The sequence below is a fragment of the Thiocapsa imhoffii genome, assembly GCF_016583985.1.
Classification (GTDB): Bacteria; Pseudomonadota; Gammaproteobacteria; order Chromatiales; family Chromatiaceae; genus Thiocapsa; species Thiocapsa imhoffii.
Window position 1 is genome coordinate 94,275 of sequence record NZ_NRSD01000011.1, and the last position, 20,660, is coordinate 114,934.

Below are 20,660 nucleotides of genomic sequence, written 5' to 3' on the forward strand. Positions count from 1 at the left end.
GCCGATGCCGAAACGGCGGCTCTCCGGACGCCAAATCGAGCGCATTCAAACGATTCAGGATCGCCGCCGCCAACGCCTCGCAACACGGCTCGACGCGGCGGCATCCGATCTCGACACCGAGTCCCTCCCGCCGGCACGGGGACGGATCGTGGTTCGGCACGGGGGACATTTGGCCGTGGAGGATGAGGCGGGACAGATCATCCACTGTCGCGCGCGCCAGAATCTGGGTCACCCCGTCTGCGGCGACCACGTGGTCTGGCATCACACCGCGGATCAGCGCGGCATCGTCACCGCGATCCTGCCCCGTGACAGCCTATTGAGTCGACCGGACTTCAGCGGCCGTGACAAGCCGCTCGCGGCCAACCTCACGCAACTTGCCATCGTCATCGCTCCGCGTCCCGAGCCCAGCGATTATCTGGTCGATCAGTATTTGGTCGCGGCCGAAATGATGGGGGTGCGTGCCATCATCCTCGGCACCAAGATGGATCTGCTCAGTGCGGACGAACAACACCTCTTCCAGGCGCGATTCGCTCACTACGCCGAGATCGGATACCCCCTGACGTGGATCAGCCTGCGGGCGGCGGGCGCACCGCAGCGCCTGCTCGGTCAGTTTGCTGGCCATACCAGCATCCTGGTCGGTCAATCAGGAGTCGGGAAATCCTCGTTGATCGACGTGCTCTTGCCCGATCGTGGGATTCAGATCGGCCGACTCTCGCAGGCCACTGGGCTGGGACGGCACACCACCTCCGCGGCCACGCTCTACCGCCTCGGTCCCGGCGCCGAGACTGGCGGCGCCCTGATCGACTCCCCCGGGGTGCGCAGCTTTCGTCTCGGCATCATCTCGCGGGAGAACCTGCAACAGGGATTTCGTGAGCTGCGTCCCCATCTCGAGCGCTGTCGGTTCACGGATTGCCGGCACGACCAGGAACCCGATTGCGGCGTTCAAGCCGCACTCGCCGCGGGACTGATCACACCGCAACGCCTGAACAATTTCCGCCACCTCTTGGCCGAGTCCGAACAGTCACGCAACTAGCACGCAACGATCGACCCAGGACCAGCACCCGATGAACCACTGGCTCATGAAATCCGAACCCGAGACCTTCGGCATCAATGACCTCGCCGCGCGCCCGGCGCGCACCGAACCCTGGGATGGCGTGCGCAACTATCAGGCGCGCAACATGATGCGTGATGCGATGCGACCCGGCGATCCGATCTTCTTCTACCACTCCAATTGCGCCGTGCCGGGGATCGTCGGGATCGCGGAGGTCGCAAGCGCGGCCTACCCCGACCCCACCGCATTCGATCCTCGTGCGCAATACTTCGATCCGAAGAGCGATCCCGCAAAACCACGATGGTATCTGGTCGAGGTTCGCTATGTTCGTCATCTGCGCCGCGTCATTTCACTGGCCGAACTGAAGACCTACGCCGAGCGCGAACTCGCCGGGTTCCCCTTGGTACGACCGGGCAATCGTCTCTCCATCATGCCCGTCTCTCCAGCGCAGTGGACCTTGATCCTGGGTCTGGAGGATCGCGCTAAAGCAGACGGTTGATCTGCACCTGCCGCAGACCGAGCGCCTGCTGACCGAGCTTCAAGGCTTGCGTGGTGAAGGTCTCGAGATCCCCCCAGCAATCGTCTCGATCGACCACCTCGGAGATGACTTCCCCGACCACAACCAAACTGTAAGCCCCCTCGGCACGTTCAGCCGGCGCACTGACTTGCGCGCACACATACAAGGTTGGCTCCGATTGGCCCTGGGGTACGAAGGCGAGCAAATGGCGAAACTGGCGAGCGTCCCCACTATCGATCTCACCGAGCAAGGTCGCGAGATGGGTCCCGACCTGATAACGACGCCGGGGAATGGCGGTCTTGATGATGGGCTGATCTTGCATGATCGCGTCCTCGCATACTCGATGATTCGTGACCAATCGGTGGTCCGGAAATGGACGATGCCCTGACCCCGCTCAACGGGCCGTGTCGCCTGGTGTGCTGAGGACAGCCACCACACCCTGGCACAGCGTCGCGAGATCCTCATCGCTCATGATGTAGGGCGGCATCAGATAAACAAGCCGACCAAAGGGGCGCACCCAGATCCCCTGCTCGACGAGACGCTGCTGCAGTTCCCGCATCCGCACCGGTTGTGTCATCTCGACCACACCGATCGCGCCGAGGACGCGCACCTCGGCGACCTCTGGCAAGACCCGACAGGGCGCGAGTCCCAGCGTCAGGGCACGCTCGATCCGCGCGATGGTGGAGCACCAGTCTTGCGCGAGCAGCAGTTCGATGCTGGCGTTGGCGATCGCACAGGCCAGTGGATTCCCCATGAAGGTCGGACCATGCATGAAGACACCCGGGTGGCCCGCGGAGATGGTCCGCGCCACCCGATCGCTCGCCAGCGTTGCCGCCAAGGTCAGATAGCCGCCCGTCAGCGCCTTGCCCAACGTCATGATATCGGGTGCGATCCCCGCGTGTTCGCAGGCGAACAGCTTGCCCGTGCGACCGAAACCCGTGGCGATCTCATCGGCGATCAAGAGCACCTCGAAGCGATCACAGAGCGCGCGCACCGCGGCGAGATAGTCGGCGCTGTAGAAACGCATGCCGCCGGCGCCCTGGACGATGGGTTCGAGAATCACCGCCGCCAGCTCGCCGTGGTGGCGCTCGAGCAGATCGGCAAAGGCGTCAATCTCCTCGGCGCGACAGGGACCGCCAAAGGGACTTTGCGGCGCGGGAGCGAAGACCTGCCGCGGCAGGATCCCCGCGAAGAGATGATGCATCCCGGTCACCGGATCACAGACCGACATGGCCCCAAAGGTATCGCCATGATAACCCTGTCGGATCGTCATGAACCCCTGTCGCTCAGGGTGCCCCTGGGCCTGCTGAAACTGAATCGCCATCTTCAGCGCCACGTCCACCGAGACCGATCCCGAATCACAGAGAAAGACTTGTTGCAGGGGCTCGGGCGTCAGTTCGACGAGGGTGCGGACCAAGCGCGCCGCCGGTTCGTGCGTTAGACCGCCGAACATGACGTGGGCCATGCGCTCGAGCTGCGCGCCGGCGGCCGCATTCAGGACCGGGTGGTTGTAACCATGGATGGCACACCACCAGGAGGACATGCCATCGATCAACTCACGACCGTCCATCAAGGTGATGCGGCACCCGTGCGCCGAGGCGACGGGGTAGACGGGGTCACGGTCGATGGTTGAGGTGTAGGGATGCCAGGCGTGCGCGCGATCGTTTGCGAGCACCTCGGCTTCAGTGAGCGGCGCCACCCCGAAGTGGCGGCTCATAGATCGGCCCGACTGTCGATCTCACTCAAGGCTAGCCCATGCAGGATCTCCTTGATGAGGATGCGACACTCCTCTTCCCGTTCCGGTTTACCCTTGCGCGCTCCGTTAAAAAAGCGTGCGAGATCACGCTGCTGCTGAGTCGTTAAGGCCTCGGTGAAGCCGCCACGCGGAATAGGTTTGTCGGGCACTTTATCGGGCGCATCTTCCTCCGCGGCTTGGCGCCCGTGCGACCAGTTCATGGCCCGTGCGCTATAGAGCACGATGCGATCGAGCAGCACGAAGGGAAAGCGTGGATGGTGCACGGGACCGACCGTGAAGCGCTGTGTCCCCGGGGCACGTTCGATATTCAATTTCGCCAAGGCCTTACCACCCACGAGCCCGATCAGGCCACCTGTCGCCGCCCCAAACAGCGCGCCGGCTCCGAAGGTATGACCCGCCAGGGAGAGGTCGATGGTGACGCCGGAGGCCGCGCCCGCGGCCATGCCCACGAGCGCCAACTGACGTTTTGAGAGTCCCAGGGCCTGGTTGACCTCCTCTGAGAGCAAATCCTTGCCGAGGATCGAGTCCGGCGGCATGTGCCAAACATGGTGTCGGAAGTTGGCGCGAATCTGCTCTTGCGCCTGCACCTCGAGATCACGCAGGCCATCCTCGAAGGCCGTCATCACCTCCTGCTTAATCCGTTCGCGGCCACTCTCGAACACCAAGCGGCCGTTGCGAACCGTGCGCGAGACCTTGAAGGTCAAGGCATCGCGCAACAGATCGAGGATGGTCTCAACCGCCAGGTCGGTGCGCCGGTTCCAGTCGTGCGCGAAGGCTTGGATCGCTTCCCCCACCAGGGGCTCCCAACGCTGGTCGATGCTCTTAAGGGCTTGGAGCAGCTTCATCCGTTCCGCGTAGGTCGCGCGATGGGCGTTGAATTCACGTACCGAGTTGAACGCCTTGCACAAGGCATCGTGCCACTGTGATGTATAGCGATCGTATTGGGTCAGGTTGTTCAGGATCGCCATGCGCGGGCGACCGGTCAGACGCAGGAGTTCGATTTCGACGCGATCCTTTTCCTTGATCCGTTTCGAGCCATCGACCACGAGGATGATCGCCGCCCCTTCGGCAACCGGCTGGAGCAACGCGCAATCATGCGCGAAGAGTGGATCGTCGCAATGCGCCGCCACAAAGGCCCTGGGCAACTCGAGCTTGTCGCTTTGCGCATGGAACCATTCGAGGATGGCATTCGGGTTCTGAAACCCTGGGGTGTCGATGAACTCGATCACCGCGCGGCCATCGATAACGACCGGATAGACGTTCGATTCGGTCGTTGTACCGGCACGCTTGTCGATCGCGATCAGGTCATTCTCCGTCAAGGTCGCAACGACTGAGGATTTCCCCGCGTTGGGGTGACCCATGATCGCCAGTCTTGGAATCTTCGCTGACATCACTCCTCTCCATGCTCGTCGGCGTGTGCCAACATCTCCAAGCGCAGATAGGGATCGGCCATTTGATCGACCTTGCGCTGCCAGTCGATGAAGTCAAAGGACCGCATGGGCGGTAGCCGATCCTCATCGTTCGGGTCACCGACCAAGGCCAGAGTGATCTGGGCGCGCGGGCCGGCCGCGGCGCGCAAATCACGCAGGAACCGCAGATTCTCGGTGATGGGTGGTTGCGAGCCGTCCTCGATCACCGCGATACGCGGCGGTGGCGCCTGCCAGACACCTTGTTCCAAGACGGCCAGCGCCTCCTCGTTCATGGCGCTGCCTGCCCCGAAGGTCGCCGTCGCACCCACGCGCCAGCCGGTGTGTAACAAGAGCATCTGCTGCAAGCGAGGATGATCCTCATCCTCCAGGATGTCGTCGATATCCACATGCAGCAGCAACAGACAGGCATCGGGCGCGAACCGCTCGCCGCCCCGTGATGCGCGCCCCGGGCCGGGGCGTGACACCGCTTGATCCGCCGCCGCCGCGACGCCCGCGTCAGTCGGTTCGATGGGTGTTTCAGGGACACTCGCCGGGGCCACCGGCGCCGCCGGATGCGCCGGATGCGCCGGGGCGGAGCGCGACCGTGGGGACAACAACAGCCGCGGCGGGGCGACAGCCCGCTCCCGGGCGGGCGCGTCCACTCCTGACGGCGTGCTCGTCTCAGGGGGCGCGGCACGGGGTGCCACCTCCACCCGTGCCGTCTTACTCGGCGCTTTCGCCTTGGTCTTGGCCTTAGTCTTGGCCTTTGCCGTGGTTTGGGAGGGCGGATCCGGCTCCGGTATCCGGGGCTTGGTCGCAGGTGAGGTCTCCTCCTGTTGCGGCGCGGTCGCCGGTCCAGACGGTGGTACCGGCGACCGCGCGGACGCAACCGCAGCCGCGGACGTCACGGAGCGCTCGGCATCCGGGTCGGTCACCGCCGGCACGGATGGCCGGATGGGTTGCTCGGCGGTGACGGTCCCCGTCCCCGCGGGACGTGGCGTGGACGCCGACGCCTGCGCATCGGTCGCATGCGGGGGAGACGAGCGACTCGGCGCAGTCGGCTCCGCCGTCTCGCGTGCGACCGTGAACGGCCTGCCCGCGCCGACTGGCTCCGCCACGGGCGTGGCTCGATTCGCGGTCGACGGGGCGGTCGGCGCCGCCTGACCCGTTGATGCATCGGCAACGATGGGAGGACGCCCCGGAGCAGGACGCCGCACAAGGGCATTGCGCCAGGGGCGTGCGCTGGTGGCTGCAGCCGCATCGCCCACAACGCGCTGCGAGCGGTTCTCCGAGGCAGCGGGAATCGGCATCTCCGCGCCTTGTCGCGCACTGCTCGGCGTCGTCTCGATGCGAGGCGAGAGCATCCGGGCGTACAGAGCTTGCGTGCGACTGTGCGTCATCGGCAGCCGCGCGAGGATCATCCTCTGAACCAACAAGGAACCACCTAGGAGCAGCAGCCGCGGCAGCAGTCCATAGGTCAGCACGGCGAGCATCAGGAACGAACCCCAAGAGCGCAAGTGAAGCGGGTCGGGTTTATCTACGGGCGTCGCGCTGGCCCAGTGTTCGAGGATGATGCGCGAACCAGCGACCTGTTCCAGGCTTGGATAACCGACACCCTCGCCGAGCAACCAGCCCCAAGGGAGTGCGATCAACCGCGACAGGTCGAAAATGGTTTGCGGATGGACGTTCAGGGTGGAACCCCAACCGAAGGCAATGTCCGTGAACCATTCCAACGACATCGTGGTGAGGATCACGCCGAGGTTGAAGGCAACACCAAAGACCTGCGCCGAGATCAATAAGGGGAGATAGGACAAGGGGCCATAGAGCGCATGCTGTGATTTCAGCCACCCCTGGCTGGCCCGCGCCCGCTCTTGGAATTCGCCCGTGGCATGCCCGATGCGATGCCCTTGCAGCCAGTTCGTTGTCTTCGCCAACACAGGGCGCAGGATGCCGACGAGCAGCGCGGGAGGCGTCACCGCACCGCGGCCGCGCACACGGCGATAGGCCCAGGTCCCCAGCAGCATGAACACCAAGGCGACCTGCAGAAAAACCAGAAGAAACAGATACCAGGACACACTGATTGGGCGCGTCCCATCGTAGCTCAGCAGCGCCGACGCAACCGCAATGCCCGCACCCCATCCGAGGATGGCGACCAGCCAATTGACGACTCGCTGGGCGCCATGAAAGGCAGCCCCCGGCAGCAGGGCACGCATCTCGGGCGCCTCGCTGCGGCGGCGTTCCTCCAGCCAGCGGCGCAGGCCACGGCGGCGGTGCGCTGGCGTGTGGGGTTCCGCCTGACCGAGCGCGGGGGCAATCGTCTCGAGATACAGCGAGCGGTCACGTTCAGTGAGCGTCTTGCGAAACGTCGGATTTTCGCGCAGTCGTTGCTCGTCTTGATCGAGATAGTACTCGAGGTCGATCAGATCGGCGACGCTCCAGCGGCGTGCCGTCACCGATGTCGCATCTCCAGGCTGGGGTTCGGTCGAATGGTAGCGAAGATCCATGGGCCTCCGGGAGATAGATCGAATGCAGGTCGCGCCCTCTCAAACCCTGATGAGTGCGATGGACACGAGACGAACCCGAGAGTGTGGCGTGCAGACTGCGCATTGCAAGGATCCGAACTGGATCGGTCGGATTTCGCCTTCAACACCTCGTCATGGCTAGAAACGAAATATCCCACAGTCCGGGATTCAATTCACGCCCTAACCAGTCCGACCGAGCCTGCGAGCACGTTCGCATGAGCGCGCGCTGATGTTCCGCCCCTGGCCAACCTGCGCTCCGATCGATCCGCCGCGGGGACGGTAGCAGGACCAAACCGTCGTTCACACCCCAGGGTCATCGGGTGAGCAAAACCCGCGGACCTCCTCTACACTAGTGCGAGGGAGGGTCACCAGCATCAGGCCGCCGGGCATTGGCGGCTGCCGTGTGCCAGCGACCTCGCCAGAGGAGTCGAAACCGAGTCGGTTCAGCCGAGCGGAACAGACTTGGATCAGGACAGCATCGCGGCCAGGCTTCACCCCATGAGTCATGCCAGATATCAGACCCGCCCCGGCAATCGCGATCAGGGCGGCGCGCGCGCGAGCGAAGACGGCGTCAATTTCTGTGTTTTCTCCCGCTACGCGGAGCAGGTCGAGCTCCTGCTCTTCGACACCGCCGAGCAAACCGCACCCACTGCCGTCATCCCGCTCGACCCACTGGTGAATCGGACGTTTTTCTTCTGGCATATCTTTGTCGAGGACCTGCGCGACGGGGTCTACTACAACTGGCGTCTTGGCGGCACCTGCGACACCAAGACGATCGGCTGTCGCATGGACGGCGAGAAGGCCCTCCTGGACCCCTGGGCAACGACCGTTTCCGACCGTTTGTGGCAGCGTGAGCGCGCCAGTCGTCCGGGCGACAACGTGAGCAGCGCCATCCGAGCGCAGGTCGTGCGCGACGACTATGATTGGGAAGGCGATACCCCGCTGTTTTTCCCTCTGAACGCCGCGGTTATCTATGAGCTGCATGTTGGCGGTTTCACCCGCTCCGCAACGTCCGGGACCGCCGCTCCAGGCACCTTCGGCGCCTTGATCGAGAAAATCCCTTACCTGCAAGAACTCGGGATCACCCATGTCGAGCTGATGCCCGTCATGGCCTTCGATGCCCAGGATGTCCCAGCACAAACGGCCGCGATGGGGCTCGAGAACTATTGGGGCTACAGTACCTACAGCTTCTTCGCACCCCATCCGGGCTATGCGCGCGACCCTAACCGGGCGCGCGATGAGTTCCGTGATCTCGTCAAGATGCTCCATCGAGCGGGCATCGGAGTGATTCTCGATGTGGTCTTCAACCACACCGCCGAGGGTGGTGTGGGAGGACCGACGATCGGATTCAGAGGAATCGGTAACGAGGTTTTCTACCATCTCGACTTCGCCGATCGCCGGATCTATCGCGACTACACCGGCTGCGGCAACACGGTGAACTGCAATCATCCGATCGTGACCCGTTTCCTCATCGATGCCCTGCTCTACTGGGTGCGACAAATGCATGTCGACGGCTTCCGTTTCGATCTCGCCAGCGCCCTCGCGCGCGGCGAGGACGGCAACCCCGAGTATCATGCGCCGATCCTCTGGGCCACTGAACTTTCGCCCGCCCTCGGCCGTACGCACCTGATCGCCGAGGCTTGGGATGCGGCGGGTCTCTACCAGGTCGGGGATTTTCCCGGTTTCCGTTGGGCCGAGTGGAACGGTCGCTATCGCGATGTGATCCGCGGTTTTGTCCGAGGTGATCCCGGGCTGATTGCCGAAGTCGCGACCCGCGTGGCCGGATCGAGCGACATGTACGAAAGCCGGGGTCGGCTGCCGGCGAACTCGATCAACTTCATCACCTGCCACGACGGTTTCACCCTCTGGGATCTGGTGAGTTACAACAGCAAACACAATCAGGCCAACGGTGAAGACAACCGTGACGGCCACGACCACAATCTGAGCTGGAACTGCGGCGTCGAAGGGCCCACCGATGATCCAGCCATCCTCGCCCAACGCCGTCGCCAGGCCCGCAACTTCGTCGCCATCCTGATGCTCAGCCAAGGGGTCCCCATGCTCCGAGCGGGTGACGAGGTGCTGCAAAGCAAGCAAGGCAACAACAACAGCTACTGCCAGAACAATGCCTTATCCTGGTTCGATTGGACGCAGCTCGAGGCCAACCGGGAGATGCACGATTTCGTGCGCGACATGATCACGTTTCGCCAAGACCACCCGACGCTGCATCGCAGTCGTTTCCTCACCGGCGCCCCGACCCGAACGCAACCACTCCCCGATATCTCTTGGCATGGGGTCGGACTCGACCGCCCCGACTGGGATGATGCGAATGCGCGCACCCTGGCGTTCACCCTGGCCGGATTGACGCCGGCGGAACCCCCGCTCCACATCCTCTTCAACATGGATGCGACGCCCCTGAGGTTCGCGCTTCCGCAGCTGCCCGGATGGTCTTGGCGGTGCGCCATCGATACCGCTCGGGAGCCCGCGATCATCGCGCCGAGTGCGCCTCGCCTGCCGCCGGATCAGCCGCTTGAGGTCAGCGCGCGCTCGGTCGTCGTCCTTGAGGGTTGCGAGGCGTAAGCCTGACCGACACCCCATGGCCAGCGCTTGATGTCACGGGCTGGCCGCGCCGCCACCGCGGCGCCCGCGATGACGACCAGGCATCCGGCAGCGGCCGCCTTGGCCGGAAGCCGGGGCCGGTTTCACGTTACAATCACCAACGCATACCCCCATCCAACCGCGACCAGAGGACCGATGCCGTGCCCACTCAGCGCCTCACTGCCGAGACGACCCCACCGGCACCGCCGTGTGTCATGATCATCTTCGGCGCGGGGGGCGATCTGACGAAACGCAAGCTGATTCCGGCACTCTTTCATCTCTGTCATGGGAAGCTGCTCCCCGAGAGCTTCGCGGTCGTTGGCGTTGACCGTCTTGAGATGGACGATCACGCCTTTCGGGACATGATGGAAAGCGATGTACAAGGCAACCTCGGGGCAGCCTGGGATCCCGCAACCTGGGCACGGCTGCGTGAGCGGTTGCACTACATGCAAGGCGACATCAAGGACCAGGGCGCCTATCAGACGCTGTGCGAACGTCTGAGCCAGATCGACGCCGAACGCGGAACCGACGGGAATTATCTGTTCTATCTCGCTGTTCCACCAATGTTATTTGCCGACATTACGCGCCTACTGGGAGCCGTTGGCCTGACCTCGGAGGGCGCGAGCGATTGGCGGCGGGTCATCATCGAAAAGCCATTCGGCAGCGATCTCGATAGCGCCAAGGCCCTCAACGGCATGCTTCACGAGACCCTTGACGAGGGTCAGATCTATCGCATTGACCACTATCTCGGGAAGGAGACGGTGCAGAACATCATGGTCTTTCGCTTCTCCAACGGCTTCATCGAGCCGCTCTGGAATCGCCAACACATCGACCATGTACAAATCACGGTGGCCGAATCGGTCGGAGTCGAGCACCGGGGAGCCTACTACGACACCGCCGGTGCACTGCGCGACATGATCCCGAATCATCTGCTGGTGCTGCTCGGCTTTCTGGGGATGGAGCCGCCCAATTCGTTCGAATCCGATGCCGTGCGCGATGAGATCAACAAGGTGCTCGACGCGGTCCACCCGCTGACCCCGGAGCAGGTTCTGACGAATGCCGTGCGCGGCCAGTACGGCGACGGGGTCATGACCAACGGAGAGCAGGTCTCCGCCTACCGGCTGTCTCCGGGCGTCGCGGCCGGATCGCGCACCGAAACCTATGCGGCACTGAAGCTGACCCTGGACAACTGGCGCTGGGCTGGCGTGCCCTTTTATCTGCGCACGGGCAAACGATTGCATGGCCAATACACCGAGGTTGTCATCCAGTTCAAGCGTGCCCCAACGATCATGTTCAAGGATGCCGATACCGCCCAGATGAGCCCGGACATGTTGGTCTTGCGGATTCAGCCCAACGAGGGCATTCAGATGAGCTTTGGGGCAAAGATCCCCGGACCGCGAATGCGGGTGGGCACCGTCAATATGGACTTCTGCTATGCCGACTATTTCGGCAATGCACCCGCCACCGGATACGAAACCCTCATCTATGACTGCATGAACGGCGATGCGACCCTATTCAAGCATGCCGAAACCGTGGAGAAGGGCTGGGAGATCGTCGAATCCGTGCAAGACGTGTGGTCGGCCCTACCGGCGCGCGATTTTCCCAACTATGCCGCCGGCAGTTGGGGCCCCCCGGGTGCCGACGACCTGCTCAAGAACGACGGGCGCCATTGGCGACGGATCCGCTCGTCCGAGACGAGCTGAACAGGCCTGCTCGCCATCCGGGCAAGGGCGATCGAGCCCTGCTGACGTGGATGAAACGACCGCCGCGGATGACCTCATGAACGGTTTAGAAGACCACGACGACCTCTGTCCTTGGTGTCATGCTCCCATCGCGCTCGCGATCGATTTGAGTGCCGGCGCGCAGACCTATGTCGAGGACTGCCACGTCTGTTGTGCCCCCATTGTCGTCCAGGTCACCCTGGACCCTGAGTATGGCGTGACCTTAATCCGCGAGGGCGACTGACACGCGCGGCATCCATGTCGAGCGCCGGGCGCACTGCCACGGACCGCTCTGCGCGTCAGGAACACGCCGGAGCCAAGTCGACGCCAGACCGGCCGCCGCCATCGCCTATTCCAACCCCGCCCTGAGCGACACCCGGTCTTGCATCTTCAGCTCAGCTTGGGTGAAATGCGACTCCGAACAGGGGCGTGGTCTAACTCAATGCGCGTGAGGACGTGACCCCGCAGCCACGACGTCTGATGGGATCCCGGGTCAGGTCTCCTGCCGCTCCAATACTTGACCTCCATCACGCTATCGGCGCGGTTTCTCCGCGGCTTGACTCGAGCTGGCACTGTGATCCCGCGCTGGTCATGATCCGTCCCGCCAGGAGGCCCGGTGACCCTGCGGCGGGCGGACCTGACGAAGGCGGGTGAGGAATTCGTATGATCGAAGTACGTGAACTGAGTCGCTGCTACGGCGACCTCAAAGCGGTGCAGGCGGTCTCCTTCAACATTGCACGCGGGGAGATCGTCGGCTTGCTCGGGCACAATGGTGCCGGCAAAACCACCATCATGAAGATGCTCACGGGTTACTTAGAACCGAGCAGCGGCGAGATTCGCATCGATGGGCTTGACATCGCCGAGCGGCGTCGTGAGGCACAACGGCGCATTGGCTACCTGCCCGAGAACTGCCCGCTCTACCCGGAGATGCAGGTCGTGGACTATCTGAACTATCAGGCCACCCTGCATGGCCTCGCGCCGGCGCGGCGCGCGGCGGCCATCCGCCGCGCCATCGAGCGGACGGATCTCCGCCCCAAGGCGACCGCCCTCATCGGGACCCTGTCACGCGGCTATCGCCAACGCGTCGGCGTTGCCCAGGCGATCCTTCACGAACCCGCCTTCCTGATCCTCGACGAACCCACCAACGGGCTCGATCCAGGACAGATCCAGCAGATGCGTGCGCTGGTGCGTGAACTCGCCAAGGAGGCGACCCTCATCATCTCGACCCATGTGCTGCAAGAGGTCGAGGCCGTCTGCACCCGGGTGCTGATCATGCGTGGTGGCGAATTGGCCTTGGACAGTGCCTTGAATGCGATCGGCCGCCCCCGACGACTGTTGGTGACCCTGGCGGCGGACACCGAGGCCGCCCGCTCGGTGCTGGGCGCATTACCAACCGTCACCCACATCGAGGTGCTGGCGGGCGATGGCAACCTGTGCGACCTAGCCCTGAGTGCCGAGGATCCCCATGCGCTCGCACCCGTGGTGGCGAGCACGGCCGCCGAGCACGCTTGGAGCCTCCACCGCCTCAGCCCCGAGCGACGCGATCTCGAAGATCTGTTTGGGGCCGTGACACTGGAGACCATGGAGACACATCATGCGTGAGATCCTGCGCGTGACCGGTCGTGAACTTGGGGCCTTCTTCGGCTCCCCGGTCGCCTATCTCTTCATCGGCGCCTTTCTAGCGGCCTCCCTATTCGTCTTCTTCTGGGTCGATGCCTTCTTCGCCCGCAACATCGCCGATGTTCGCCCCCTCTTCGACTGGATGCCGCTGCTGCTGATCTTTTTGTCCGCGGCCCTGACGATGCGGCTCTGGAGCGAAGAGCGACGTTCGGGGACTCTGGAGACACTGCTGACCCTGCCGGTCCCGACCCTGCACCTGGTCATCGGGAAATTTCTTGCCGCCTTGGCGCTGGTCGCCATCGCACTGGCCTTGACCCTGCCCTTACCGCTCACGGTGTCGCTGCTGGGCCCGATCGACTGGGGCCCGGTGTTTGGTGCCTACCTTGCGACCCTGTTGCTCGCCGCCGCCTACGTGGCGATTGGTCTGTTCGTCTCCGCGCGTACCGACAACCCCATCGTCGCCTTAATCGGGACGACCCTGCTCGGCGCCACGCTCTATCTGATCGGCACCCCCGCCTTGACCAACCTGGTGGGTCATGGCGGGGGCGAGGTGCTGCGCCTGATCGGCAGTGGCGCGCGTTTTGAGTCCATCACCCGCGGTGTTATCGATCTGCGTGATCTCTACTACTACCTGAGCATCGTCGGGGTGTTTCTAGCCCTGACGCTCTACAGTCTCGAACGACTGCGCTGGGCCGAGCCGACCGCAAACCCACGGCGGCACCGGCGTTGGACGCTGATCACGGCCCTGGCCGCCGCCAATCTGTTGGCGGCCAACCTCTGGCTGCATGCGGCCGGACAGGCACGCATGGATCTGACCGAGGGACGCATCTACTCGATTTCCGATCCGACCCGGCACTATCTCGGGCAACTCCAGGAACCGCTCCTGATTCGCGGCTATTTCAGCGCGGAAACCCACCCGCTCCTAGCCCCATTGGTGCCACAGCTCCGGGACCTACTGCGGGAGTATCAGCTCGCGGGCGACGGACGGGTGCGGGTCGAGTTCGTCGATCCACTGCGTTCACCGGAGCTTGAACGCGAAGCCGGCGAGCAGTATGGCATTCGCCCGGTCGCCTTCCAGACCGCGTCGAAGTACCAGGCCTCGGTGGTCAACTCCTACTTCGATCTGCTCATCCAATACGGTGATGAGTACGAAACGCTCGGTTTCCAGGACTTGATCGACGTGAAGGCCCGGGGCGAAACCGATCTCGATGTTCGCTTGCGCAATCCGGAGTACGACATCACGCGCACCATTCGCAAAGTGCTCCAGGGCTACCAGGGCGGCGGCGATCTCTTTGGCAATCTGAATGATCCGGTGTCCTTCCGTGGCTACATCTCCGCCGCGCGTCATCTCCCTGAACCGCTGCAAGAACTGCGTGCCGAGCTCGAAGCGGTCTTGAGCGACCTCGCGGCGGACGCGGATGGTCGGTTCGGTTTCCAGCTCGAGGATCCCGCCGAGGGGGACGGCAGCCTGGCGCAAACCATTGCCGAACAGTACGGCTTCGAGCCGCTCGTGATCAGTCTGTTGGATCCCACGCCCTTTTACTTCTACATGTTGCTCGAGTCGGGTGAACAGGTCGTGCCGGTACCGCTCCCCGAGGCACTGGATCGCGCGGGTCTGACCCGCGCCCTTGAGGCCGCGATCAAACGCTTGACGCCAGGGGTTTTGAGGACCATTGCATTGCATGCGCCGCCCTCGATCCCGCCCGTTTTCGGCGACGTCAGCTCCAGTGCCGGATACAGTCTGTTGCAAGAAAGTCTGCGCGATGGCTTTCGTCTCCTGGAGACGGATCTGACATCGGGCCAGGTCCCCGAGGAGGCTGATCTCCTGCTGGTCGTCGATCCCCGCGGCTTCGATGAGCGTCAACAATTCGCGATCGATCAGTTCCTGATGCAGGGCGGCACCGTCATCCTGGCCGCGAGCAGCTTCGATCTCAACCTGAATGCCAATGCCATCGAGGCCCGCGCCGCGCCGACCGGACTCGAGGATTGGCTCAGCCATCAGGGCCTGACGCTCGCACCGACCCTGGTGCTCGATCCTAAGAACACCCCCTTCCCCATCCCAGTCCAGCGGGATCTCGGCGGCTTTCTCGTCGAGGAGATCCAGACCCTTGATTATCTGTATTTTCCGGATGTCCGTACGGATGGTCTGGCCACGGACTCGCCGATCACAGCCACCCTCGGGCAGATCACCATGAACTGGGTCTCGCCGATCCAGGTGGACCCCCAGGCCAACGCGGAGCGGCGCGTGATCGAGCTCATCAGGAGTTCACCAGAGGCCTGGAGCAGCGCGTCCGAGAATGTGCAACCCGACTTCCAGACTTACGGTGGATTGGGTTTCCCGCGGGGCGCGGAGCGCGGCCGACAACTGCTGGGGGTCGCTCTGGAGGGACGCTTTCAATCCGCCTTTGCCGGGCGTCCCTCGCCACTCCTCGAGCCCGTTCGGGAGAGGGCTTCCGACCTCGACGAGGAGCCGGACGCGCCGACGGCCCCGGTGCTCTCGACGGTGATCGAGAATTCTCCATCCTCGGCACGCTTGATCCTGATCGGCTCCTCGACCTTTCTCTCCGACACCGCGATCAGCCTCGCCACGGAGGCCACCCAAAACCGCTATCTCAAACCGCTCGAGCTGATTCAGAACGCGGTCGAGACCGCGCTTGAGGACCAGGGGCTGCTCACACTGCGCGGCCGGGGTCAGTTTAGCCGTCTGCTCGAACCGCTTGGGCGTGAGGGGCGCATTCTCTGGGAGGCCCTGAATTATCTCCTTGCGTTCGCCGGTCTGGCACTGGTCTTCTGGATCTATCGACAGATGCGCCGCCGCCATGATCAAGCCAATGCCAAGCTTCTCATTGATCTCAAGGGCACGGGAGGGCGTTGAAGGATGAGCGAGACACCAACGAGCAATCCATCCGTTGCCGAACTCAGTTGGCATCAGGATCTTCGCACGCCCATCGTGCTGGGTTTGGGGGTGTTGCTCATCCTCCAACTGCTGATCGCACTGGGTCTGAGCCTCACCGGAAGCCGCAGCCTCGCCCCGATGGCAATCGACACGCCCCTGTTCGAATTCAGACCACTGGAGGTCGAACGCGTGATCCTCACCAGCGGCGACGGAGCCGAACAACTCACGCTCAGCCGCACCCATGACACCTGGGTGCTCGCGAACCTCGCCGAGTTCCCCATTCAGGCCGCCAAGGTTGATCAGTTGATCGAGGACGTGCTCGCGCTGCGCAAACCGCCCCCCATCGCCGGGAGCGAAGACGCACGGAAACGCTTCAAGGTCGCTGACACTTCGTTCGATCGGCGCCTCTCGATCGAGGGCAAAACAGGACCGCTCGCTGAGTTGATCGTGGGCGATTCACCCGGCTTTCGACGCGTCTTTGCCCGCCCGCCGGGTGACCCAGGTGTCTATGATCTGCAGCTCGCATCATCGAGCCTGTCACCACGCCGGGATGATTGGATCGAACTCGGGCTCTTGCGTCTCGAGGCTGGCGAGATCAGTGCGGTGTCGATTGATGAGATGCGGCTCGTGCGTGCCGACGATGGGCAGTGGTCACTCAGCGAGTTCGATCAGGCGGTTGATCAAGAGGCGGTTCAGGCGCTGATTCAACGCCTGGCCAACCTGAGCTATCGCGGTGTCCTCGGCATTGAGGAGGAGGCCGCGTTTGGCCAAGCGTCGCCCGTGTTGAGCATTAACATCGAGCTCGCTGACGGTTCAGCACGCCACTACCGCATCTCCCAAGCCGTCGAGAGTCCGGATTTTGTCCTGAAAGACACCACCCGTCCCTGGTACTTCAAGGTCTCCACGATCGATCTCGGCGAACTCTTGGAAACAAGCCTCGAGGACTTGGTCGAACCCACCGAGTTCGACGAGGATCCGAGCAGTGCGGAGCCGGCATCGCCCGCGGCCACACTCGAGCCCGCTCCTGTAGGGAACGAGCCCGACGGAGAGGATGCGATGACGGTGCCCACGCATCCGTGATGGGCGGCGGGCCGCCTACTGTCTCTTCACGATCAGCGGGCGGCGACGAGGTCCGCGTGCGTTAGCCGGACAGGGTCTCCATCCGGATGCGCGTCACCTCGCCCTGGACCGAGTCCAGCGCCTCGATCTGTGCGATCGCGGTATTCATCTGTCGCTCGATCACGCGATGGGTGAGCATGACCAGTGGCACATGGGTCTCACCCTCGGCGGGCTCTTTCTGCTTGATGGCCTCAATACTGATCCCCTGATCGGCCAAGATGCTCGCAATCCGCGCCATGACCCCTGGCTGATCGAGCGCCGAGAGACGCAAATAATAGGCCGTCTGCACGGCTTCCATCGGCAGCGACGGGATATCGGCAAGCTCATCGGGCTGGAACGCCAGGTGTGGAACTCGGTTGCTTGGGTCCGTTGTCAAGGTCCGAACGACGTCGACCAGATCAGCCACCACCGCGGAGGCGGTTGGCAGGGCCCCGGCCCCGGCCCCGTAATAGAGCGTCGGCCCGACGGCATCGCCCTTGACCAGGACGGCATTCATCACCCCGTCGACATTCGCGATCAGACGCCGCTCGGGGATCAAGGTTGGGTGCACCCGCAACTCGATCCCACCAGCGCTCCGACGTGTGATCCCGAGATGTTTGATGCGGTAACCCAACTCCGCGGCATAGGCGACATCCAGCGCCCCGACCTTCGCGATCCCCTCCGTAAAGCAGTGCTCGAAGCGCAGCGGAACCCCGAACGCCAGCGAACTGAGGATCGTGAGCTTGTGCGCGGCGTCGATGCCCTCGATGTCGAAGGTGGGATCCGCTTCGGCATAGCCGAGTGCTTGCGCCTCGGCCAGGACGTCGGCGAAATCACGCTGCTTGTCGCGCATTTCGGTCAGGATGAAGTTGCCGGTGCCATTGATGATCCCAGCGATCCACTCGATATGGTTGGCGGCAAGCCCCTCGCGCAGCGCCTTGATGATCGGGATCCCACCCGCCACGGCGGCCTCGAACCCAACCATGACACCCCGATCCCGCGCCGCGGCGAAGATCTCGTTGCCATGCGTTGCGATCAGCGCCTTGTTCGCGGTGACCACATGCTTCCCGTTGGCAATCGCTTGCAGGACCAATTCACGCGCTGGCGAATAGCCACCGATCAACTCCACCACGATCTGCACGTCGGGATCATTCACGATCGCAAAGGCATCGTCCCCGATCCGTCCGATCCTGTCCAAACCCTGGATCCGATCGGGGTCATAGGCACGCGCCGCGGCATGCGAAATCTCGATCCCGCGCCCCGCGCGACGGCTGATCTCGACCGCATTGCGCGCCAGGACCGTTACCGTGCCTCCCCCCACCGTACCGAGCCCCAGAAGCCCGACCTTCACTGGTTTCATGCCTGTTACCTATTCGCAAACCTAGCAGCCAATCCGTCACGCGGTACCCGCGCCCAGCAGGATTCAGGGACTCGCCCCGCTCAGCTCCCGGCCCGTGATTCGCGGCGAAACATCTCCTTGATCCCCCGAATCGCTTGCCGGGTCCGGTGTTCGTTCTCGATCAGACCAAAGCGGACATGTCCATCACCGTACTCGCCAAAACCGATCCCCGGCGAAACCGCGACCTTGGCCTCGCGCAGCAGTTTCTTCGAAAATTCCAGCGATCCAAGCGCGCGGTAGGGCTCGGGAATGGGTGCCCAGACGAACATGGTTGCCTGTGGCGGCTCGACGGGCCAACCCGAGGTATTCAGACCGCCGCACAGGACGTCCCGCCGATTCTCATAGGTCTTGCTGATCTCGCGCACACAGGATTGCGGACCCTCGAGGGCCGCGATCGCGGCCACCTGGAGCGGCGTGAAGGTGCCATAGTCGAGATAGGACTTGATGCGCGCCAAGGCGGCGACGAGGGTCTTGTTGCCGCACATGAAACCAATCCGCCAACCCGGCATGTTGTAGCTCTTCGACATCGAGAAGAATTCCACGGCGATGTCCTTCGCCCCGGGGATCTGAAGAATCGATGGGGCACGGTAGCCATCGAACACAATATCGGCATAGGCGATGTCATGCACGACCCAAATGCCGTGCTCGGCGGCGATCTCGATCACCTTTTGAAAGAAGTTGAGATCGACACACTGCGTCGTGGGGTTGCCGGGAAAGTTGAGGACCAGCATCTTCGGCTTGGGCCAAGAGTCTTGAATCGCGCGCTGTAATTCCTCGAAAAAATCAACCTCGGGAGTCAGCCGCACGTGACGGACATCGGCCCCCGCGATGATGAACCCATAGGGATGAATCGGATAGGCGGGGTTGGGCACCAAGACGGAATCGCCGGCGCCCATGGTCGCGAGCGCGAGATGGGCAAGCCCCTCCTTCGACCCGATGGTCACGATCGCCTCGCTGTCGGGATCGAGATGAACGTCGAACCGATCGCGATACCAATGACAGATCGCCCGCCGCAAACGGGGGATGCCGCGCGAGACGGAGTAACGATGGGTATCCTTGCGGACCGAGGCCTCGACCAGCTTATCGACGATGTGTTGGGGCGTCGGCTGATCGGGGTTGCCCATTCCGAAGTCGATGATGTCTTCGCCACGCGCACGCGCCTCGGCCTTCAACTCATTGACGATATTGAAGACATACGGCGGCAACCGCTTGATACGGTGGAAATCGGGCTCGGGCGCTACCACTGGACGGCCTCTTGTCGGTTCGATTCGGGTCAAGCGGGGAAGTCTACCGCCCCACCCGTCAGATGCAAAGCCAGCCGCGCGGCCAGGCGCGCGGCACCAGGGTCGCAAACCGGCCTTGACCGCGAGACGACCGTGTCGGCGCCTGCCGACTCGCCGCCGCGGCCGGCAGGTGAACTCAGTACTTCACGGAGCAGCCATAGGGGCGTGTCACCGGTACGGCGATCGGCTGCCCGGCGGCCAAATCCGCCATGGCCGCCCGCACGAAGTTGTTCGCACCCTCCAGGTCTGCTTGATTGGTCGTTGGCTTGTCATCGATGCCGCCCATGTACACCAGCACACCGGACTCGTCGATCAGGTACATGTGCGGGGTGGTTTTGGCGTCATAGGCGCGCCCCATGGCGCCTGACTCATCCAGCAGCACGGCGGTCGGATGGGCATCACGGCGCTCGGTCAAGTCATCGGCCATGGCTGGACTGACATGGCCCTGTTGACCCGGCGCGGAGGAGATTACCGACAGCCAGACGTAACCGGCATCCGTGGCATCGCGTTGCAGCGCCTGCATGGCCCCGGAATCATAGTGCTTGATCACAAAGGGACAGTCGTGATTCGTCCACTCCAGGATCGTCTTCTTACCAGTCAGCTCAGCCAGTGTCCAAGTCTGACCCGCGGTATCGACGACCTGAAAGTCGGGGGCTGGCTGACCGACCTGCGGCGCCGCCCAAACCGTTCCAAGACTCAGGGTCGCAACCAGCGTCGTCAGGCCCACCAGTCCTCTGCTCACGCGTGATGTCTTCATCATTCGTCCTCTTCTCGGTTGCACACTCGACCCGAT

Annotated in this window: 15 protein-coding genes; 8 read left to right on the top strand and 7 right to left on the bottom strand. The window is 63.4% G+C overall.

Annotation, left to right across the window (positions count from 1 at the left end; all coding sequences use genetic code 11):
* The first annotated feature begins 4 nt into the window (after positions 1 to 4).
* Positions 5 to 1,033, top strand: a complete 1,029-nt coding sequence (rsgA, locus tag CKO25_RS11860; RefSeq protein WP_200388135.1) for a ribosome small subunit-dependent GTPase A — start codon at positions 5 to 7, stop codon at positions 1,031 to 1,033.
* A 31-nt stretch (positions 1,034 to 1,064) separates the two neighbouring features.
* Positions 1,065 to 1,550, top strand: a complete 486-nt coding sequence (locus CKO25_RS11865; protein ID WP_200388136.1) for an EVE domain-containing protein — start codon at positions 1,065 to 1,067, stop codon at positions 1,548 to 1,550.
* On the opposite strand, the gene CKO25_RS11870 is transcribed toward CKO25_RS11865, so the two are convergent.
* From CKO25_RS11870 to CKO25_RS11885, 4 genes are all read right to left on the bottom strand, one after another.
* Entirely contained in the window at positions 1,534 to 1,890 is a 357-nt protein-coding gene (locus CKO25_RS11870; RefSeq protein ID WP_200388137.1) for a hypothetical protein, read from the bottom strand. The genes CKO25_RS11865 and CKO25_RS11870 overlap by 17 nt on opposite strands.
* Before the next feature lie 72 nt (positions 1,891 to 1,962).
* Positions 1,963 to 3,285, bottom strand: a complete 1,323-nt coding sequence (bioA, locus tag CKO25_RS11875) for an adenosylmethionine--8-amino-7-oxononanoate transaminase (RefSeq protein WP_200388138.1) — start codon at positions 3,283 to 3,285, stop codon at positions 1,963 to 1,965.
* Positions 3,282 to 4,715 carry a GTPase/DUF3482 domain-containing protein gene (locus CKO25_RS11880; protein ID WP_200388139.1) on the bottom strand — a complete coding sequence of 478 codons (1,434 nt, stop codon included), beginning with the start codon at positions 4,713 to 4,715 and terminating at the stop codon, positions 3,282 to 3,284. The genes bioA and CKO25_RS11880 overlap by 4 nt, the downstream gene beginning before the upstream one ends.
* Positions 4,715 to 7,237, bottom strand: a complete 2,523-nt coding sequence (locus CKO25_RS11885) for a DUF2868 domain-containing protein (RefSeq protein ID WP_200388140.1) — start codon at positions 7,235 to 7,237, stop codon at positions 4,715 to 4,717. The genes CKO25_RS11880 and CKO25_RS11885 overlap by 1 nt, the downstream gene beginning before the upstream one ends.
* A 516-nt stretch (positions 7,238 to 7,753) precedes the next feature.
* Between CKO25_RS11885 and glgX the strand changes: the two genes are divergently transcribed.
* From glgX to CKO25_RS11915, 6 genes are all read left to right on the top strand, one after another.
* Positions 7,754 to 9,832, top strand: a complete 2,079-nt coding sequence (gene glgX, locus CKO25_RS11890; RefSeq protein WP_200388141.1) for a glycogen debranching protein GlgX — start codon at positions 7,754 to 7,756, stop codon at positions 9,830 to 9,832.
* A 233-nt stretch (positions 9,833 to 10,065) separates the two neighbouring features.
* Positions 10,066 to 11,553, top strand: a complete 1,488-nt coding sequence (gene zwf, locus CKO25_RS11895; RefSeq protein WP_200388176.1) for a glucose-6-phosphate dehydrogenase — start codon at positions 10,066 to 10,068, stop codon at positions 11,551 to 11,553.
* Between the two features lie 46 nt (positions 11,554 to 11,599).
* Positions 11,600 to 11,815, top strand: a complete 216-nt coding sequence (locus CKO25_RS11900) for a CPXCG motif-containing cysteine-rich protein (RefSeq protein ID WP_338115118.1) — start codon at positions 11,600 to 11,602, stop codon at positions 11,813 to 11,815.
* A gap of 419 nt (positions 11,816 to 12,234) precedes the next feature.
* Positions 12,235 to 13,173, top strand: a complete 939-nt coding sequence (locus CKO25_RS11905) for an ABC transporter ATP-binding protein (protein ID WP_200388142.1) — start codon at positions 12,235 to 12,237, stop codon at positions 13,171 to 13,173.
* The gene (locus tag CKO25_RS11910) at positions 13,166 to 16,066 is read left to right on the top strand and encodes a Gldg family protein (RefSeq protein WP_200388143.1); all 2,901 of its coding nucleotides are present in this window, start codon (positions 13,166 to 13,168) and stop codon (positions 16,064 to 16,066) included. The genes CKO25_RS11905 and CKO25_RS11910 overlap by 8 nt, the downstream gene beginning before the upstream one ends.
* 3 nt (positions 16,067 to 16,069) lie before the next feature.
* On the top strand, positions 16,070 to 17,167 hold the full coding sequence (locus CKO25_RS11915; protein ID WP_200388144.1) for a DUF4340 domain-containing protein: 1,098 nt from the start codon (positions 16,070 to 16,072) through the stop codon (positions 17,165 to 17,167).
* 61 nt (positions 17,168 to 17,228) lie between these two features.
* On the opposite strand, the gene CKO25_RS11920 is transcribed toward CKO25_RS11915, so the two are convergent.
* The 3 genes from CKO25_RS11920 to CKO25_RS11930 all read right to left on the bottom strand — a co-directional run bounded on the left by CKO25_RS11920 (position 17,229) and on the right by CKO25_RS11930 (position 20,627).
* Positions 17,229 to 18,545, bottom strand: coding sequence for a homoserine dehydrogenase (locus CKO25_RS11920; RefSeq protein WP_200388145.1), 1,317 nt, complete (start codon positions 18,543 to 18,545; stop codon positions 17,229 to 17,231).
* An 80-nt stretch (positions 18,546 to 18,625) separates the two neighbouring features.
* Positions 18,626 to 19,828: an alanine transaminase gene (gene alaC, locus CKO25_RS11925; RefSeq protein WP_200388146.1), complete on the bottom strand. Its 1,203-nt coding sequence runs from the start codon at positions 19,826 to 19,828 to the stop codon at positions 18,626 to 18,628.
* 175 nt (positions 19,829 to 20,003) lie between these two features.
* Positions 20,004 to 20,627 (bottom strand): thioredoxin family protein, encoded by a 624-nt coding sequence (locus CKO25_RS11930; RefSeq protein ID WP_338115119.1) that lies wholly within the window; start codon positions 20,625 to 20,627, stop codon positions 20,004 to 20,006.
* Between the last annotated feature and the right edge of the window lie 33 nt (positions 20,628 to 20,660).

What these genes read in the sequence shown, in the direction of transcription:
- rsgA (WP_200388135.1), top strand. Translation starts at nt 5, where the DNA reads ATGCCGAAACGGCGGCTCTCCGGACGCCAAATCGAGCGCATTCAAACG.
- CKO25_RS11865 (WP_200388136.1), top strand. Translation starts at nt 1,065, where the DNA reads ATGAACCACTGGCTCATGAAATCCGAACCCGAGACCTTCGGCATCAAT.
- CKO25_RS11870 (WP_200388137.1), bottom strand. Translation starts at nt 1,890, where the DNA reads ATGCAAGATCAGCCCATCATCAAGACCGCCATTCCCCGGCGTCGTTAT.
- bioA (WP_200388138.1), bottom strand. Translation starts at nt 3,285, where the DNA reads ATGAGCCGCCACTTCGGGGTGGCGCCGCTCACTGAAGCCGAGGTGCTC.
- CKO25_RS11880 (WP_200388139.1), bottom strand. Translation starts at nt 4,715, where the DNA reads ATGTCAGCGAAGATTCCAAGACTGGCGATCATGGGTCACCCCAACGCG.
- CKO25_RS11885 (WP_200388140.1), bottom strand. Translation starts at nt 7,237, where the DNA reads ATGGATCTTCGCTACCATTCGACCGAACCCCAGCCTGGAGATGCGACA.
- glgX (WP_200388141.1), top strand. Translation starts at nt 7,754, where the DNA reads ATGAGTCATGCCAGATATCAGACCCGCCCCGGCAATCGCGATCAGGGC.
- zwf (WP_200388176.1), top strand. Translation starts at nt 10,066, where the DNA reads ATGATCATCTTCGGCGCGGGGGGCGATCTGACGAAACGCAAGCTGATT.
- CKO25_RS11905 (WP_200388142.1), top strand. Translation starts at nt 12,235, where the DNA reads ATGATCGAAGTACGTGAACTGAGTCGCTGCTACGGCGACCTCAAAGCG.
- CKO25_RS11910 (WP_200388143.1), top strand. Translation starts at nt 13,166, where the DNA reads ATGCGTGAGATCCTGCGCGTGACCGGTCGTGAACTTGGGGCCTTCTTC.
- CKO25_RS11915 (WP_200388144.1), top strand. Translation starts at nt 16,070, where the DNA reads ATGAGCGAGACACCAACGAGCAATCCATCCGTTGCCGAACTCAGTTGG.
- CKO25_RS11920 (WP_200388145.1), bottom strand. Translation starts at nt 18,545, where the DNA reads ATGAAACCAGTGAAGGTCGGGCTTCTGGGGCTCGGTACGGTGGGGGGA.
- CKO25_RS11930 (WP_338115119.1), bottom strand. Translation starts at nt 20,627, where the DNA reads ATGATGAAGACATCACGCGTGAGCAGAGGACTGGTGGGCCTGACGACG.